Genomic DNA, 17,349 nt, shown 5'->3' with positions numbered 1-17,349 from the left:
GCTACAACCGTCCACTTGATAAATAGACAGTTGGCCGTTCTTATGCACCGATGAAACCACCCGCGAGCGTCGATTCGTCCCGTCAAGATGCCGTGGTGGGCTGATTCGCGGTCGGCGTAAAACGGGTACGAGTTCGTGACCGTTTTCGAGAAACCTCACATTTCGCAACTTCTGTCGAAATAGGCCGCGTAGGCGGCTTCTATCCTCCGAATTTGCCACCCGATTTCCGGCGTGAACGGTCGTGAACGGTCGTCACTTCTCGTCGACGTGTCGCACCTCGGCGGCGACGCCGCGCGTCGATTCGGCCATCTCCGGCCCCGACATCTCCGCTCTGGCGACGGCGAACGCCTTCGGCCCCTCGACGACCACCTCGTCGCCGGGACGGATCTCCTCGTCGGCGTCGACGACGCCGGGAGCGAGCACGCTGCCGTGCGGAACGAAACGGTCTATCTCGATACGTTTCGTCGGTGCGTCGGAGGCGTCCCACAGTCGCGCCCCGGCGAGCGTGAAGGAGAGCACGCCGTACTGCGGCACCATCGTCGCCAACTGCTCGCCGTCGCCGTCGCGGACCTGCAGTTTGGGGTAGCGACTCGTCATCTTGATGTCGGCGTCCGCGAACAGGGCGTCGCCCGCGCCGTCGCCGAACTGGTAGTCGGCGATGGCTTTCACGGTGTTGTGTTCGCGCTCTCGTTTTCGATACTTGGGTTCGTTCGACAGCGTCGACGCCAGATTCGCCAGCGACTCCGTCGTCGTCGGGTGGTCTTCGACGGTGTACTCGAACGGCGTATCCACGTCTCTCTCGACGCGTTCGACGATGTCGCGGTAGCCCTCCGGCGGGACGTGCGCGACGACGCGCGGGTACTCGTTGCGCTGGAGGTAGCGCCGCAGCACCTCGGTGACGAACTCCTTTTCGTCCTCGGACCACCGACCGGTCACGACGGAGTCGTAGTGCTGGGCGGGGTAGGTGAGTTCGAGTTCCTGCGGGACGACGCCGATGGGCGAGGTCATCGACACCTGGTGGGCGCGGAACTGTACGGCGTCGTGGTACTGGCCGTGGCTCTGCGACTCGCTGTACGGTTTTCGGGCCGAACACGGCACGAGCACCAGGGGAGTGTCGAACCGGTTTCGGTAGCGGGTCGTCACCCGCTCGGCGAAGCGCTGAATCTCGACGCGGCGCAGCGAATCTTCGGTCGCGGCGGTGAGTTCCGAGTCCCGAATCACGGGCGTTCGCTCCTCCAGGTAGCCGTACTGCTGGTCGAACTCGCGGAACGCCGCCGTGAGCCAGACGTCGTGACGGGCCTGTCCCTCGACGTAGTCGCGGAGTCGGCCGTCGCGGATGCGGCGGCGGACGGTCGCCAACTCCGCCTTCAATGCGTTGACGTTGTGTTCGGCGCAGTCCTCGCGGGTGAACTCGTCGACGCCGCCGAGACAGGCCGAGCAGGCGCAGGGGAGTTCGTCGAGGTCTTCGAGGAAGTACTCGGCGTCGCTCGTGAGGTACTTCCCCTCGAACCCTTTCACCCGGGCGCGCTTGGCGTCGACGAGGTCGATTCCGGCGTAGACGAGCGTCGCGGCGTTGGTCGGTGTCGCGACCCCCGAGAGGTACAGCGCGGTGTCGGCCGGCAGCGACTCGCTCGCCTCGATTACTGAGTCCTTGAAAGCGGCGGCATGTCCGACGAAGCCGTGGGCGTCCGAGAGAATGTACGCGTCCGCACCCACGTCGCGGGCGGCGTCGGCGGCGACGACGGCCGCGCTCGGGTAGTCCGTGTCGGGGTAGTCGACGGCGAACGACTCCTTGACCTCCTCGCGGGTCCCCGCCGGGAAACCGCGGTGCGGGAGGACGGTCAGGCGGTTCTCGTCGCCCTCGGGGGCGTCGCGTTCGGCCGCCCAGAGGCTTCCGGCGTCCTCGACGACGTCGTCGACGAGCGCGGGCGTGGTGCGCGACTCCGACAGGCGGAGTTCGCCGAGGCGAGCGGCCCCGTCGCGGGCGTGCACCTCGAAGTAATCGGTCATGGTCGCTCTCTGCGGCGGAGGGTGAACTATCTTGCTTTGTCCACCGACGCCGTCACTCGGACGCGACGGTCGACAGCGGTTCGAGCGCGACGGAGTCGGGGACCGCTTCGAGCGCCCCGTCTCCCCAGTCGTCGTGCGCGAGCGTGAACGACACCTCGGGGTTGTCGGCGACGAGCGCCGCGACGCCCTCGGCGGCCGCCCGTCGGGCCGCGTCGTCGAGTCGGTCCGGAACCTGCGCGTTCAGCGGGTACGTGTCCGAGAGCGCGCCGGGGAACGGACCGAACGGAGGGACGACCTTCCAGACGGCGTCGTACTCGCTCTCGGAGGGCGTCCCTCCTTCGGTCAGCAGCGCGTCGTCGTACTCCGCGAGGTCCAGTCGGGCCAAGCGACGGTGGTGTCGGCGAACTTCGGGTCGCCGCGCGCTCTCGTGGGAGACGTGGAAGAACGAGCCTTTGGCGGCGGGGTCGGACTCCTCTAGCTGGTCGGCGTGGTCGAGCAGCGCGCGGTAGCCGTCGAGCATCGCGGGGTGACCGCGGGCGCGGACCTCGACGAGTTCGAGGAGGTTGCCCGCGCGGATGGCCTGCTTGATGCGGCGAATTTCGGCGAACGTCACGTGGAGGTTGTGCTCGGCGAGGAGGCGCTCGGTGTCGGCGTCGCTGGCGCTTTTGACCTCGTCTGGCGTGTGCGACGAACAGACCGGACAGGAACACGGGAAGTAGTCGAGGTCTTCGAGGTGTTCGGTTCCGCGGACGGTGAGATAGCGCCCGTCGCGGGCGTAGAGCGCGTAGGCGGCGGAGTCGAAGAGGTCACAGCCCATGGCGACGGCGAGCGCGAACATCATCGGGTGACCCGCGCCGAAGAGGTGGACCGGACAGTCGGCGCCGAGGCCGCGCTTTGCGGCGGCGACGGCGTCGACCATGTCGTCGTAGCGGTAGGCGTTCATCAGCGGGACGACCGCCCCGACGGGGAACACGTCGAGGCTCGTCGCGTCGGCGTGACCGGCGGCGCGTTCCCGGAGGTCGGGGTACGTAGAGCCCTGCACGGGGGCGTTGATGAGCATCTCGCCGGCGTCGAACGCTTCGGCGTCGGCGAGCGCCCGCTCGGTGATTTCGAGTTCCTCTTCCGCCTGCTCGCGGGGGACATCAGGCGGCGTCGGGATGTCGACGGGGGTGCCGATGTCGGAGCCGATATCCCTCTGGAACTGCAGAATCTCGGTCGTCGTCACGTCGATGTCGCCGTACTCGGCCAGCTGGAACGACCCCGAGTCGGTCATGATCGCGCCCGAGAAGTCGAGCATCTCGTGGAGACCCACGTCGAGCGCCCGTTCGCGGAGTTCCGCGGTCTTGCGGATGATGTAGGAGTTGGTGATGAGAATCTCCGCGCCGAACTCCGACTGGAGTCGGGCGGGCGAAATCGTCTGGACGTTGGGGTTGACGACGGGTAGAAGCGCCGGCGTCTCGACGGTCACCCCGGCGCGCGGCACGGTGAGTTGGCCGATGCGTCCGGCCGTGTCACCCTGCCGCTGCTCGAAACAGTCGCGCATACACCGCCGCGTTTCGGCGGCGCGTCGGTAAGGGTTGCGTTCCGGCGGTACGGTGAACTGAACAGAGGAATCTAGTTACGGCCGCGCGAGTTCGTACTGCAGCACGCCGAGCGACGTCCTTCCATCCAGAATCTCGTTGTCGGCGACGGCCGCCAACAGCTCCTCGTAGCTTGTCGTCGTCGGACGGATGCTCTCGTTGAAGTCGAGTTCCTGCTCGGCGGTCGGCTCACAGCCGCGGGCGACGAAGTAGTGGTGAACCGAGTTGGCGATGCCGTTGGCGGGTTCGGCGACGTAGAACTTCTCCATCGTGTCGGCTTCGTACCCCGTCTCCTCGGCGAGTTCGCGGTGAGCGGCGGCGGCGAAGTCGTCGTCGTCCGGTTCGGTGCCGCCCGCTGGAAGACCGCGGTTGACGTGGCCGACAGCCTGTCGCCACTCCTCTACGAGCACCACGTCGCCGTCGGGGGTGAACGGCAGAATCACGACGGCAGGTGGCTCGTCGACGTAGTGGAAATCCGTCTCCGTGCCGTCGGGCAGGCGGACGTCGTCCATGCGGACGTCGAACCCCGGACAGGAGTAGTCGATTCGCGAGTCCGTCGTCTCCCAGTCGAGGCGGCTCCCGTCGTTGGCGGTCCCGCCGTCGGCGTCGGCGTCGGCGTCGTCGTTCACGTCTCGTGGTTCGGCGGCGAGTCGAAAAATCGTCCGGTCGACGGGCGGACGCTCAGCCGCGTCGCCGCGCCGCGAACGCCGAACGGGCCGCCGTCCCGAGGCCGGCGAAGACGAGCCCCAGCGAGACGAGCGTGACGACGAGGTGAATCTCGGCAACCCAGAACGGCAGCGGCACGCTCGTGCGGAGCACCTGTAGGAGGAACGAGATACCGGGGACGTCGCCGGAGGCGGTACCGGTGAACCTGCTCGCGCCGTCGCTGTGCGGCTGTCCGCCGACCGTTTCGCCCTCGGGGAGACGTTCGGCTTCGTACGGGATGTGACGCGTCCGGACGCTCCAGACGGTCTCGCCGGATTCGTTGACCTCGACGATACGCTGGTTCGCCGAGTCGGTGATGAGCGTGTTGCCGTTGGGCAAGCGGTCGGCGTCTCGCGGCCACGCGAAGGCGACGCCCTCGGCTTCGGAGAGCTCCCATCCGACGGTCCAGTTGCCGTCGTCGCCCCGCTGGAGTTCGACGACGCGACCGTTCTCTGAGTCGGCGACGAGTATCGTGTCCTCGTTGAGCCACTGCGGGTTGTGCTGGCGGTTCAGCACCGAGGGGTCGCCGACGCGTCCGTCCTCGGGGTTCGGGTCCTCGTTGATTATCTCGACGACGCCCTCGCCGCGTTCGACGACGACCAACTGGTTGGCGTTGCGAACCGAGACGAGGTAGCGGTCGTCGCCGAGGTGGTCGACGTCGTTGATGTGGAGCCAGTCCTCGCGCGTCGGGTCGTCGGGGCCGTCCGTGTAGATGCTGCTGGCGTTCCACTGCCACGTTATCTCGCCGCCCCGGACGGTCATGATGCGCTCGTGCTCCATGTCGCTGACGAGGAACTCGCCGGAAGGGAGTCGTTCCACGTCGTGCACTTCGCTGTTCGCGCGCGTGCGTACGGGAAAACTGAACTCCGAGACGACCTCCGGGTTCTCGCCGGGTTCGATGACGCGGAACCCGGTGTGGGTACACGGCGACTCGTAGGGGCCGCAGTCGGTGTACCCGCTGTCCATGAAGCCCGCCATGACGCTCCCGTTGTCGAGCATCGTCACGTCGAAGTAGCTGTCGGCGTCGGCGAGTTGCCAGGCGACCTCGTCGTTTTCGAGCAGGTAAACGCTCCCGTAGTCGTGGAGTCCCGGTCCGCCGCCCTGCGAGCCGACGAGCGTCCGCATCGTCTCGTTCGAGTCGGGGTCGTGGCTCTGGGTCGCGCCGATAGTCGGCGCGGTGGCGGCGCTGACGACGACCATACCGGCGAAAAGCGCGACGCCCGCGAGAACGAGGGCGGCACTCGTGCGTTTCGAAACCATCGAAGTACGGATAACTGTCGCGGGAACCACGATGAACGTTCGGGCAGCGGCGTTAGAGTCCGCGTCCCTCGCAGACGTCGGCGTCGCGGTCTCTCAGCGAGTCCCGCGCTCAACTGGAGCCGTGGAGCCGGTTTCGGAGCATTCGGTTCGCGCCACTGACGAACAGTCCGAGGTCGTCGACGTGCGTGTAGTCGAGGTAAGGGTCCTCGCAGAACGACGAGAACAGCTCTCTCGCCGTCGCGCCGAGCGACGGTCGCTCGACGTGCGGGGACTCGTCTCGAAAGAGACTGAGCACGTAACCGAGTTCGCCGCGGAGCGAGTGGCTCCCGCTGTCGATCTCGTACCTCGGGTCGATGCGGTCTATCTGGTCGGTCGCCGCCTGCCAGTAGTAGTACGGGAAGTCCGCACCCGCGTGAACGGTCGCCGGGAGCGACTGCCACATTCGAGGGTTTATCTCGGTGAGTTTGAACTCGCCGGTCTCGGCGTCGCACATGTACTCTACGCACGCGAGGCCGTGCCAGTCGAGTTCGCTCAACAGGTCGTTCGCTACCTGTTCGAGTTCCTCGATGTAGACGGACTTCCGGTAGACGCCGCCGCCGCCGACGTAGGAGTCGCCCCGAATCTGACGGTGCTGGAACGTCGCCAGCGGCTCCCCGTGGTCGTACAGTCCGGCGAACATGTACTCGTCGGAACTCGTCACGTACTCCTGGACGATGGGGTCGTGTTTCATCTCGTCTAAGATGGCGTCGACGTCGGGGTGTTCGCCCGGCGAGAGATGCTTGACGCTCTTGACTTTCGAGGACTGTCCGGGCGCGTAGCCGTCGACGTACCCGTCCGCGAGGAGGTTGTACCGGGATTTGATGATGAGTTCCGGTTCCCAGTCGTCCACTTCGCTGAGCAGTCGCGTCTCCGGCACCGGAACGCCCGCTTTCTCCGCGGCGGCGGCCAACTGAAGCCTGTCCTGCGAGCGCCGGAGCACCTCGAACGACGGGGCGACCAGGTCGACGACTTCGTCGAACTCGTCTCTGTAGCGCGAGAAGACGTACGCGTCCTCTTCGCGCGCGGGGATGACGGTCCGAACGTCCGGACGCGACGCCAAGCCGAGGAGAGCGTTCTTGTAGCCGACGAGGTCGACGTCGGGGGCCGGCACCGAGAGACGTTCCCCGCAGTACCGGGAGGCGAACACCGGTGGGTTGTCGTGTTCCGACGCGACGACGGTGTTGATTCCGCGCCGTCCGAGCGACCGTATCGTCGGGTACGTCCGAGACGGCCCGAGTCCGGTGGGAATCAACACCGATTCCCTCGTCCCACAGTTTTTAGCCATACTTACCAATTCTATTTCGAAAGACATTAATGCACTGCTGAGTTTAGCCCGTTACGCCCCACGTTACGCAGTTATCGGATCGTAAACGCCTGCTTTGTTCCGGTCTTTCAGAATCGAACTCAGCTATCCATCAAACGCCTGAATCCCACCGATATTCGCCCGAGATTCGGAGTTTTTCGCTCGTAATCCACCGTTTTTCGCCCGTAATCCATCGACACACCGACGACAGGCACCCCATTCGATACGTATGGGCGTCCTACTGGAGGGACGCCGCCGGGGACGCGTTCGTGTCCGTCTATTGTCCATTTAGGGGGTGTTCGCCCCTTCGAGGCGGGAGAAAACGGTCCGTTAGGACGACCGAGACGGGTGCTATCTTCGCGGCGTCACCGACTCCCGGGCACCGGATGCCTGCGCCGCTACGCGTCGCTCGCCGTTGCGAAGTGCGGGAGAAGTGGGCCGGCGCAGATTCGAACTCGCCCAGACGTGCTCGCTTCGCTGCGCGCGACTGGTCTGCCCGAATCCGCGTGGCGAACCTTTCACACCGCTACGGGCGACCTGCTGCGCTCGTCGTTGCAAAGTGCGGGAGAAGTGGGCCGGCGCAGATTCGAACTGCGGTTACGGCCACCCGAAGGCCGAAGGATACCAAGCTACCCCACCGGCCCGCACGACTGAGTTGCCCGGGACGATGTTTAAGAGTTGCGAAAGGCGGGGTACTGCGTCACGTCGTGTCGAAGTATCGCTGCGCATGCGAGGCGCACCCAGGATTGAACGCCGCCCCGCAGGACCGACAGGTGTGGCCGGAGTCGAGGTACGACGCGACCGAGAGCCGTTCACCGCAGACGCCGCACAGCACCGCCGGGTCGTCGAACCGGTCGGCGGGCCACCGCTGCGCTTCGTGGTCGGCGAGCGCCTCGTGGCACTCGAAACACGGGAAATAGACGCCGCAGCAGGGGAACTTGATCGCGATCACGTCCCGTTCGGTGTCGTAGTGCTCGCACCGAGTGTCGGCGTCGACGCCGACGCCGCGGAGGGGAACGTCGAATCGAGCGTCGAAGCCGAGTCCTTCGGCATCGTCGCGTTCCGGAGCCATCAGTATCGAGTGTAGGCTTCGGTGTCGAGGTAGTTGTGCGCGACGGTGATAGCGTGGTCGGCGTGCAGCGTCTCGGGGCCGAGACGCACGCGTTCGTCGGCCACGGCGTCGAGACGCGACGCCTCCTCGTCGGAGAAGTCGCGGTGGTCCGAGAGGACGAACGCCGGATTTTTGGGGGGGTCGACGTCGACGACGGGGGTACCGTCCTCGTGGAGCTGCATCACCGTCGACTCGGCGGCGACGGCGTCGAGCGTCGCCTCGAACCCCATGCGGTAGAGCGAAACCCCCGGACTGCTCTCGGCGGGCATGTGGCCGATGGCCTCCTCGCGCGCGTCGAGCGCCTTCCGAATCAGCGCCGCGGTACTCCGCTCGTCGGGGTTCAGCCGTCGGAGCTCCGACCCTTCGAATCGGACCGTGTACTCGTCGCCGAGGACGAGGTGGGTCCGCACGTCCTCACGAATCGCGTGCGAGAGAAAGAACGCGGAGTTGACGCATCGACAGAGCACGTCGAGGCGGCCCGCGCCGCCGGCGATGTCGTCCAGCGAGAACGCCGAAGTCGTGGGGGCGTCGTGGCCGATGATGACGAACTGGCGCATACCGGAGGTGACGGCGGAGCCGCCTTGGGTCTGTCTACTCGCCGCGCGCCGGTCCCGGCGCGAAAATCGTCGGCGTTTTCTCGCTCGGCCGTCCGCTCCGATGAGTGCACAAAAAACTGTGGTTGAATTTTCCAGACCACAACCCGATGTGTAGTTACGTTCGGTCGGAATCTGGCCTTGCTCTGGTTCAATCAACGGTTACAATACCGGTAACTCGGATAAACACCCGAACGAGAGTCGAAAATAGACAAACTGTAGAACCATTTAGAATATGAACCGGCAATCAACGTCTCCAATATTCCACAGTCGTCCAAAACTGGACCTTATTGTTAAATTCTGTTGAGAGATACGTCTGAAGAGCGTTAGGTATTTATATAATCGGCAAAGACGAAATGGTATCCTTCGCGAGTGATGTGACAGCGCATGACGAAAGATAACAACTCCCAACTGATCAATCGGCGTCGAATGCTCCAGGGCCTCGGCGTCGCAGGTATCGCAAGCGTAGCTGGTTGTTCGAGCGGTGGCGGTGGCGGTGACGACACCGACAACCAGAGCGGCAACGGCTCCGGTGGCGGCAACCAGAGCGGTGACGGCTCCGGTGACGGACAGTCCTCCCAGGGCGGTCAGCTCAAGATAGGTCTCGTCAAGAGTCCCCTCGAGTTCGACCCCATCGTCCTCAACGACGTACCGTCCCAGCAGGTCTCTCAGAACATCTTCGAGGGCCTCTACGAGTACGACGAGTCGACCGGACTCGTTCCCGCGCTCGCAGAGGGCGAACCGGAGGTCAACGACGACGGCACCGTGTACACCGTCCAGATCGCCGAGGACGCGACGTTCCAGAACGGCGACCCCGTCACCTCCGAGGACGTGAAGTACTCCTTCGAGGCACCGGTCAAAGAGGAGACCGAGAACGCCTCCGAAGTGAACATGGTCGAGTCCATCGACACGCCGGAGGAGAAGACGGTCCGGTTCAACCTCTCGTACCCGTACGGCGCGTTCGGCGAGACGACGCTCGCGTGGAGCATCGTCCCGAAATCCGTCCGCGAGGAGGACAAAGACGCGTTCAACAACAGCAAACCGGTCGGCTCCGGTCCGTTCCAGTTCGACGAGTGGCAGGAAGGGCAGTTCGCCCGCATCAGCCGCTACGACGACTACTGGGGCGACCTGACGCCGAACCTCCAGTCGGTCGAGTTCGTCCCCGTCGAGGAGTCGACGACCCGCGTGACGACGCTGCGCAACGGCGAGAACGACGTCATCGAGGAGATTCCGCCGAAGCTCTACTCCTCGGTCGAACAGATTCAGGACGCCGGTATCCAGGAAGTGCCCGGCATCGGGTACTTCTACATGGCGTTCAACTGCGCGGAAGGCCCGACGACGGACCCCAAAGTCCGCGAAGCGGTCGACTACTGCTTCGACATGGACCAGGCGGTCCAGAACTACGTCGAGCCGACCGGTGTCCGCCAGTACAGCCCGCTGCCGCAGTCCATCATCGACGACTGGGGCTTCAACGCCCAGCAGTGGCAGGAGATCCCCCACGGCAAAAACATCGAACAGGCGAACAAGCTGTTCGACGAGGCCGGCGTCAGCAAAGACTACTCGTGGCGCATCATCGTCCCGCCGGACGACAAGCGCGAACAGATCGGCGTGACGGTGTCGAACGGGCTGCAGGAAGCCGGCTTCAACAACGTCGAAGTCCAGCGGCTCGACTGGGGTGCGTTCCTCGAACAGTACGTCTCCGGTAGCGAGGACGACTACAACATGTACACGCTCGGTTGGTCCGGTTCGCCCGACCCCGACGCGTTCACCTACTACATGTTCGGCGCGACCGAGGACACTCTCGGCGTCACCGACGGAACGTTCTACCACGACTCCAGCGAACGCGCGAAGACCGCGACCGAGAAGTTCGTCCAGGCTCGCGAGATCAACGACCAGGAGCAGCGCAAGCAGCTCTACACCGAGGGCATCACGACGGTGCTCGAAGACCGCGCACACCTGCCCGCGTACAACCTCAAGAACAGCTTCGGCGTGAAGAACTACGTGAACGACTTCGCGGAGCACCCGGTGGACAGCTTCCACCTCGCGTCGAACCACAACAACGTCTCGGTCGACAAGTAGACTCGTCACAGCCCGAGTCTATCCGTTCAGTATTTCGATACTTACCGTGGAAAACATTCACAACCGTACTGCCGTAGGCTGCAATCAGGGATGACAGACAGCAATGAGTAGACTCCGATATGCGATCGGTCGACTCCTGCAGGCGATACCCGTACTGCTCGGAGTCGTGACCATCACGTTCCTTCTGACCGATGCGATTCCGGGCGATCCGGTGAGCATCATGCTCGGCCCCTCGCCGAGTGCACAGCAGGCCGAAGCCATCCGTGCGAAGTTCGGCCTCGACCAACCACTGTACGTTCGCTACTTCAACTACCTCTTCGACGTTATCCGCCTCGACCTCGGCGAGAGCCTCTACTACGGGGTGCCGGTGACGCAGAAGATCATGGAGCGGCTTCCCGTGACGATGCTGCTGATGGTGTCGAGCTTCTCGTTCGCGCTCGCTACCGCGGTGCCGCTGGGCATCATCTCGGCGAAACGTCGCAACAAGCCCGCCGACCACATCTCGCGCGTCGTCGCCCTCCTGGGCGTCAGCACGCCGTCGTTCTGGATCGGCCTGATGCTCATCATCATCTTCTCGTACAACTTCAACGTGCTTCCGGCGACGAGTCTCGTGATGCCGTGGGCCGACCCCACGACGGTCGGCGGCGCGTCGAACCAGATAGACGTCGTCATCACCGCCATCCAACATCTGATACTGCCGACCATCACGCTCGGCACGCTCCAGATGGCGGCGTTCACCCGCATCGAGCGCTCATCGATGCTCGAAGTGCTGGGTGAGGAGTACGTCAAACTCGCCCGCGCGTACGGCGTCAGCGAGGGGAAGATCCTCCGCAAGCACGCCTTCCGCAACGCACAGCTCCCGCTCATCACCATCGTCGGCCTCCAGTTGACGACGGCGCTGGGCGGTGCCGTCCTGACCGAGACCGTCTTCTCCATCAACGGAATGGGGCGGCTCGTCATTACGGCGATTCAGAACCAGGACTTCCTCTTGGTGATGGGGACGACGCTGATGTTCGGTGTCGTCTTCGTCGTCGGTGTCATCATCACCGACCTGTCGTACGCGTACGTCGACCCGAGAGTCTCCTTCGAGGGAGGTGACTGACAATGGCACCCGACACATCTACCCCCCAGAACACCGACGGACCGAACGGCGGCGCGGCCGGCGAACCGCAGGACGACGAGTTCGAGGCCCGCGTCGGCATCTGGTACACCGTCTCGCAGATCAAACGCGACCCGACGGCGTTAGCCGGCTTGGGAATCGTCGCGGTCATGACCGCCATCGCGCTGTTCGCGTACGTCGACGGCGTCTTCCTCGACTTCTGGTTCGCGGAGACGTTCTGGTACCACCCCAACCGCGACCCCTCGCAGGCGGAGATTCTCCTTCCGCCGTACGGGCTGACCAACGAAATCTACCCGATGACGCCCGGGACGCTCGAACACCCGCTCGGCACCGACCACCGCGGCCGTGACATCGCCGTCCGGCTGTTCTACGGCACTCGAATCGCCATCACGGTCGGCATCGTCTCCACCGGCATCGCGCTGGTGCTGGGGACGCTCGTCGGCGCGGTCGCCGGCTACTACGGCGGCTGGATCGACGACGCGCTGATGCGCGCCGCCGAGACGCTGTTCGCCATCCCGTTCCTCGTGCTCGTCATCGCGTTCATGGCCGCCTTCGGGCGCAACCTCACGTTCGCGATGGTCGGCGTCGGCATCGCGACGATTCCGACGTTCGCGCGACTCATCCGCTCGCGGGTGCTGAGCGTCCGCGAGGAAGATTACATCGAGGCGGCGAGAGCCGCCGGGGTACGCGACAGAAACATCATCCTCAGACACATCGTTCCGAACAGTTTCGCGCCGGTGCTCGTGCAGGCGACGCTGCAGGTCGGCATCAACATCCTCATCATCGCCGGCCTCTCGTTCCTCGGCTACGGCGCACAGCCCCCGACGGCCTCGTGGGGACAGATGCTCTCGGCCTCTCGGCAGTATCTGCTGCCGGACCCGTGGTTCAGCATCTGGCCCGGCATCGCCATCCTCATCACGGTGGTCGGTTTCAACCTCGTCGGTGACGGTCTGAGAGACGCACTCGACCCACGGATCAACAACTGATGGCAGAACCACTACTCACCGTCGAAAACTTGCAGACACAGTTCTTCACCGAGGAAGGTGTCGTCCGCGCGGTGGACGGCATCAGCTTCACGGTGGAAGAAGGAGAGCTCGTCGGCCTCGTCGGCGAGTCCGGCGCGGGTAAATCCGTCGCCACGAGCTCCATCATGCGACTCGTCGAGGAACCCGGCGAGGTCGTCGGCGGTACCGTCAAGTACCGCGACAAGGTCATCCTCGACTTCGAGGAGGGCCCGGACGGCGAGCGCCGCCCGTCCGACGAGATGCTGTCGAACAAGCAGATGCGCGACGAGATTCGCGGTAGCGAGATCGCCATCATCTTCCAGGACCCGATGGAGGCGCTCAACCCCGTCTTCACCATCGGCAGCCAACTGAAGGAGTTCATCGAGATCAACCGCGACGTCTCCGGAACGGAGGCCAAAGAGATAGCCGTCGACATGCTCCGCGAGGTCGGCATCCCCGAACCCGAAGAGCGCTACGACAGCTATCCGCACCAGTTCTCCGGCGGGATGCGCCAGCGCGTCCTCATCGCCATGGCGCTGTCGTGCGAACCGAGCCTCATCATCGCCGACGAGCCGACGACGGCGCTCGACGTCACCGTCGAGGGCCAGATTCTCGACCTCGTCGACGAACTGCAGGACAAATACGGCACGAGTTTCCTCTGGGTCACCCACGACATGGGCGTCGTCGCCGAGATCTGCGACCGCGTCAACGTGATGTATCTCGGCGAGATCATCGAGCAGGCGGAGGTCGACGACCTGTTCTACGAGACGAAACACCCCTACACGGAGGCGCTGCTCGACTCGATGCCGCGCCCCGACGAGACGGTCGAGGAGCTCGACCCGATAAAGGGCGTGATGCCGGAGGCGATCAACCCGCCGCCGGGCTGTCGGTTCCACACCCGCTGTCCGGACGCCCGCGAGGTGTGTCGCCGGACGCGACCCGTCTACCAGGACGTCGGCGGGCCGGAGGGGTACACCCACCGCGTCTCCTGTGTGAAGTACGAGGACGTCGGCTACGAGGACTCCGAACCGCTGGAGACGGAGGCGACCGCCGCGTTCGGCGGCGAGCTCGTCGAGACCCGAGGTGAGAGCAATGAGTAGCACGACGACGAAGTCCGAGGAGCGGGAGAAACAGGAGACGATACTCCGCATCGAGGGACTGACGAAACACTACTCGCAGGGGTCGGGACTGTTCAGCAGTATCTGGCCGAAACCGAAGGTGAAAGCCGTCGACGACGTCTCCTTCGAGATCGAACGCGGCGAGACGCTGGGTCTCGTCGGCGAGTCCGGCTGTGGGAAGTCGACGCTCGCGCGGACGGTGCTCAACCTCGTCGAGCCGACCGACGGAGCCGTCTACTTCAACGGGCGCAACATCGCCGACCTCTCGGGCGAACAGCTGCGCCAGCAGCGTGAGGACATGCAGATGATCTTCCAGGACCCCCAGTCCAGCCTCGACCCCCGGATGAAGATCGGGACCATCGTCGAGGAACCGATGCGCGCCCACGACCTCTACGAAGGAGAGCGCGAGGAGCGCGCACGCGAACTCTTGGAGAAGGTGGGCTTGGACCCGCAGCACTACAACCGCTACCCGCACCAGTTCTCCGGCGGACAGCGCCAACGGGTGAACCTCGCGCGGGCGCTGGCGGTCAACCCCGACTTCATCGTCTGCGACGAACCGGTGTCGGCGCTCGACGTGTCGATTCAGGCGCAGGTGCTGAACACGATGCAGGAACTGCAGGACGAGTTCGGCCTCACGTACCTGTTCATCGCGCACGACCTCTCGGTCATCCGGCACATCTCCGACCGGGTCGCCGTGATGTACCTCGGTCAGATGGTCGAACTCGCCGAGACCGAGGAACTGTACGAGAACCCCCAACACCCGTACACCCAGGCGCTGCTCGGGTCGATTCCGGTTCCGGACCCCCGAGCGGAGGGCCGCCGCGGCCTCCTCGAAGGCGACGTTCCGTCGCCCATCGAGCCGCCGTCGGGCTGTCGGTTCCGCACGCGCTGTCCGAAGCTCATCGCGCCCGAACAGTACGAGATGACCGAGTCCGAGTGGACGGGCGCTCGCCGCTTCATGCGGGCGGTCTCCCGACGGACGTTCGAGGTGGAGAACGAGGCTCAGTTGCGAGACGAGTTCTTCGATCAGGGCGTTCCCAGCGGCGAGGCCGGCGACATCGTCGAGACGGCCATCGACTTGTTGCTCAGCGACGAGTGGGAGCAAGCCGACGAGCTTCTCGAAGAGTCCTTCGCCGACCCGAGCATCTGTGCGCAGGAGAAACCCGACTACGCCGTCGAGACGGAGTACGGCACGGGCGTCCACCACGCGGCGTGTCACCTCCACCGCGAGGGAATCGACAACACCGCCAACGCCGACTGAGGCGAAACGTTGGCCCGTCGTCCGTTCTCCTTCTGATTCGACTCCGTTTCGGCCTCGCTCGGGGGCGAATCGGTTTATCCGAGTTCGATTTCTACAGAGTCGTGCAGGCGACCGTCGCCGGTCGCGACGAACGCGCCGAGTTCGTGAACGCCCGGGTCGGGGAGCTCCCAGGTCGTCCGGTCGGCGACTCGCTTGAGGCGACCGCTCCACGTCCGCTCGATGACTTTCGTCTCCTTGGCCCGGAAGGCGAACGACCCCGGACTGTCGCTCAGATACCGCGACTCGTCGCTTCCCTCCAGCAGTCCGTCGACGGTCCACCCCCAGAGCCGTCGCTGCGGCGTCGTCACCGTCACCGGAACCGGGAGTCGGTTCCGTATCGTGATCGTCAGGTCGACCGGCTCGCCGCGTTCGTAGCGGGTTCGCTCGACGGCGAGCCGAATCGTCAACCCGCGCCGGGCCAACGGTTGCGGGACGAACTGGCCGAGTCTCTCGGCGAACGACCTGCCGCCCTCGTCGAAGCCGTACCGACTCTCGCGGTCCGACGAGGCGGACGCTTTCCCTGGCATAGCGGTTCGTATCGAGCGTCGCGCAGATGGCTCTGTCGACTTCGTCGGAATGTGGTAGGATCTCGCGACGCGACTGTGTATGTAAGCTATCCACGACTAACGTTGTGGGCTATCTCTTTGGATCGCTGTGAATTAGGCGGGACTCGAGGGCGCAGAGAACAACTAGAACGCAAAACATTGTGGACTTGACTAGGGTAGTTTACATATAGAGCATAAAGCAGAGCACGATAGTGAGACTCAAAAGTACAATCAATAGCTTCCATTTCGTGTTGACTACTTCCGGCAATCCAGAAAATCCACTATCAAGCTTCATTTTTTGCTCCCAGATGAATATCGTCTTGTGGTCTCGGCTGTCTCCAAAACAGCTGTTCTCTCAACTCAAACATTTGTCTGCTGGATTGAAAGAACGGTCTATTAATAATGTTTGTGCATTGGTCAGTTCAATTCTGTGTTAAGTTTACCCAGATTCAGACTGAGAAACGTTTACCCACAGATGGCCCTCTCGATACGCGTTTTCAACAGTTGGGTCTGCAGGTGGTTCTGATTTATACAATAGGTACGTCAGCCGAAGTCGCTCGCCGGTGAGTTGCGGTTGTACTGTATGGTTAAGCCGCCACGACTCATTGTGCGCAAGTCGGGTTTCAAACCGCTGCAACTCTTCTTCTTCGAGCACTGTCGTCGAGTTATTGGATACCTCGACGCGTTGGAGTTCGACGACTACAGTATAGTTGACTGACTCGTGTTCTTGATTTCCGATTCCAACGTACAGAGACGTTGCTTCTCCCTGCGTCAGATTCTGTGGATAATTATCCGCGACGAGTTCTCCATCGTCGTTCTCGGTCAATAGATAGAGCTCAGAGAACGACTCTCCCTCCTTTGGGACCGCAACAGCGTATCCTACGCTCGCTACGGCAAGTACGACGCTTACTGCGAGGATGACGTTCAGCGCTGCATCCGTTTTCGTATCCGGTTCAAAGAGCTCTGCACGCCCAGCTGCAATCCACGCGCGATATGGAACTACAAACTGCTCTTCTTTGGGAAGGGACCGTCGGCGATTCGCAGCGATAATCGTTGCTATGATTGTGAACGCACTCAGCGAAATGACGATTGGGACTAAGCGAATCCCCCAAGGAGTGAAGTTGAGGATGAGACCAATGAGTGGCGAGATCGCAATGCTCGTCCCAAACGAAAGTGCAATCCGTTCGAGTCCATCAATTCCCCCGTCTGTGATTGCTCCTTTATCACCATCTTGGTGGGAGTTAGTCTCGCCTGCTTCAGGAAAAAGAGCGGCGATAAACGCATACCCAGGGATGAATAACACGAACGGAAGCCCCAGGATGATCCGCAGTGGCGTCTCACTGATTACCGGAAAGAGCGCGGCAATACCCGTGGCAAGGACAAATACCGAGACCGCTGCCAAATCCGCAGGCAACGTCCGTATTCCTTCAGGCAAGAGAAGACGCCAGTCGAATTCGCTACTCACATTTGCTCCCTACATGTACCCCGTGAAAAATGAGTCGATACTATTCGGAGTACAAGGTACACAGGGTGTATACAGCGGGCGGCACCACCCAACCACTCGCTAAGAAACGTAACAGAG

At 63.5% G+C, this 17,349-nt stretch carries 14 protein-coding genes and 1 tRNA gene; 5 read left to right on the top strand and 10 right to left on the bottom strand.

The features are described from left to right. Window positions 1-252: 252 nt before the first annotated feature. The 8 genes from arcS to trmY all read right to left on the bottom strand — a co-directional run bounded on the left by arcS (window position 253) and on the right by trmY (window position 8,565). Complete coding sequence (gene arcS, locus FCF25_RS02280) at window positions 253-2,010, bottom strand: archaeosine synthase subunit alpha (RefSeq protein WP_137047203.1); 1,758 nt, start codon at window positions 2,008-2,010, stop codon at window positions 253-255. A gap of 52 nt (window positions 2,011-2,062) precedes the next feature. Continuing rightward, on the bottom strand, window positions 2,063-3,553 hold the full coding sequence (tgtA, locus tag FCF25_RS02275; RefSeq protein ID WP_137047202.1) for a tRNA guanosine(15) transglycosylase TgtA: 1,491 nt from the start codon (window positions 3,551-3,553) through the stop codon (window positions 2,063-2,065). 75 nt (window positions 3,554-3,628) lie between these two features. Beyond that, the gene (locus tag FCF25_RS02270) at window positions 3,629-4,219 is read right to left on the bottom strand and encodes an NUDIX hydrolase (protein WP_394347880.1); all 591 of its coding nucleotides are present in this window, start codon (window positions 4,217-4,219) and stop codon (window positions 3,629-3,631) included. Between the two features lie 52 nt (window positions 4,220-4,271). Then, complete coding sequence (locus tag FCF25_RS02265) at window positions 4,272-5,555, bottom strand: arylsulfotransferase family protein (protein WP_137047201.1); 1,284 nt, start codon at window positions 5,553-5,555, stop codon at window positions 4,272-4,274. Window positions 5,556-5,664: 109 nt separating this feature from the next. Next, on the bottom strand, window positions 5,665-6,879 hold the full coding sequence (locus FCF25_RS02260) for a carboxylate--amine ligase (RefSeq protein ID WP_137047200.1): 1,215 nt from the start codon (window positions 6,877-6,879) through the stop codon (window positions 5,665-5,667). Window positions 6,880-7,468: 589 nt separating this feature from the next. Next, window positions 7,469-7,541: transfer RNA gene (locus FCF25_RS02255), tRNA-Pro, on the bottom strand. Between the two features lie 56 nt (window positions 7,542-7,597). Beyond that, entirely contained in the window at window positions 7,598-7,969 is a 372-nt protein-coding gene (locus tag FCF25_RS02250; RefSeq protein WP_137047199.1) for a CHY zinc finger protein, read from the bottom strand. After that, on the bottom strand, window positions 7,969-8,565 hold the full coding sequence (gene trmY, locus FCF25_RS02245; protein ID WP_137047198.1) for a tRNA (pseudouridine(54)-N(1))-methyltransferase TrmY: 597 nt from the start codon (window positions 8,563-8,565) through the stop codon (window positions 7,969-7,971). Before trmY ends, FCF25_RS02250 begins: the two co-directional genes overlap by 1 nt. A gap of 423 nt (window positions 8,566-8,988) precedes the next feature. On the opposite strand from trmY, the gene FCF25_RS02240 reads away from it, so the two are divergent. The 5 genes from FCF25_RS02240 to FCF25_RS02220 all read left to right on the top strand — a co-directional run bounded on the left by FCF25_RS02240 (window position 8,989) and on the right by FCF25_RS02220 (window position 15,183). Next, a complete protein-coding gene (locus FCF25_RS02240) occupies window positions 8,989-10,680 on the top strand; it encodes an ABC transporter substrate-binding protein (RefSeq protein ID WP_117594557.1) in 1,692 nt (563 codons plus the stop codon). 103 nt (window positions 10,681-10,783) lie between these two features. After that, complete coding sequence (locus tag FCF25_RS02235; protein WP_117594556.1) at window positions 10,784-11,782, top strand: ABC transporter permease; 999 nt, start codon at window positions 10,784-10,786, stop codon at window positions 11,780-11,782. A 2-nt stretch (window positions 11,783-11,784) separates the two neighbouring features. Continuing rightward, a complete protein-coding gene (locus tag FCF25_RS02230; RefSeq protein WP_117594555.1) occupies window positions 11,785-12,786 on the top strand; it encodes an ABC transporter permease in 1,002 nt (333 codons plus the stop codon). Next, entirely contained in the window at window positions 12,786-13,904 is a 1,119-nt protein-coding gene (locus FCF25_RS02225) for an ABC transporter ATP-binding protein (protein WP_117594554.1), read from the top strand. The genes FCF25_RS02230 and FCF25_RS02225 overlap by 1 nt, the downstream gene beginning before the upstream one ends. Then, window positions 13,897-15,183, top strand: a complete 1,287-nt coding sequence (locus FCF25_RS02220) for an ABC transporter ATP-binding protein (RefSeq protein WP_137047197.1) — start codon at window positions 13,897-13,899, stop codon at window positions 15,181-15,183. The genes FCF25_RS02225 and FCF25_RS02220 overlap by 8 nt, the downstream gene beginning before the upstream one ends. Before the next feature lie 74 nt (window positions 15,184-15,257). Here the strand turns inward: FCF25_RS02220 and FCF25_RS02215 are convergent, their stop codons facing one another. Together FCF25_RS02215 and FCF25_RS02210 are read right to left on the bottom strand one after the other, a co-directional pair. Continuing rightward, a complete protein-coding gene (locus FCF25_RS02215) occupies window positions 15,258-15,749 on the bottom strand; it encodes a hypothetical protein (protein ID WP_137047196.1) in 492 nt (163 codons plus the stop codon). Window positions 15,750-16,206: 457 nt separating this feature from the next. Then, a complete protein-coding gene (locus FCF25_RS02210; RefSeq protein WP_137047195.1) occupies window positions 16,207-17,232 on the bottom strand; it encodes a DUF1616 domain-containing protein in 1,026 nt (341 codons plus the stop codon). Window positions 17,233-17,349: the final 117 nt, after the last annotated feature.

This window comes from Haloprofundus sp. MHR1, assembly GCF_005155585.1.
In the GTDB taxonomy this organism is placed as follows: Archaea; Halobacteriota; Halobacteria; order Halobacteriales; family Haloferacaceae; genus Haloprofundus; species Haloprofundus halophilus.
Note: the sequence above shows the minus strand (reverse complement) of the source record. Positions and strands in the feature narration are given on the sequence as shown.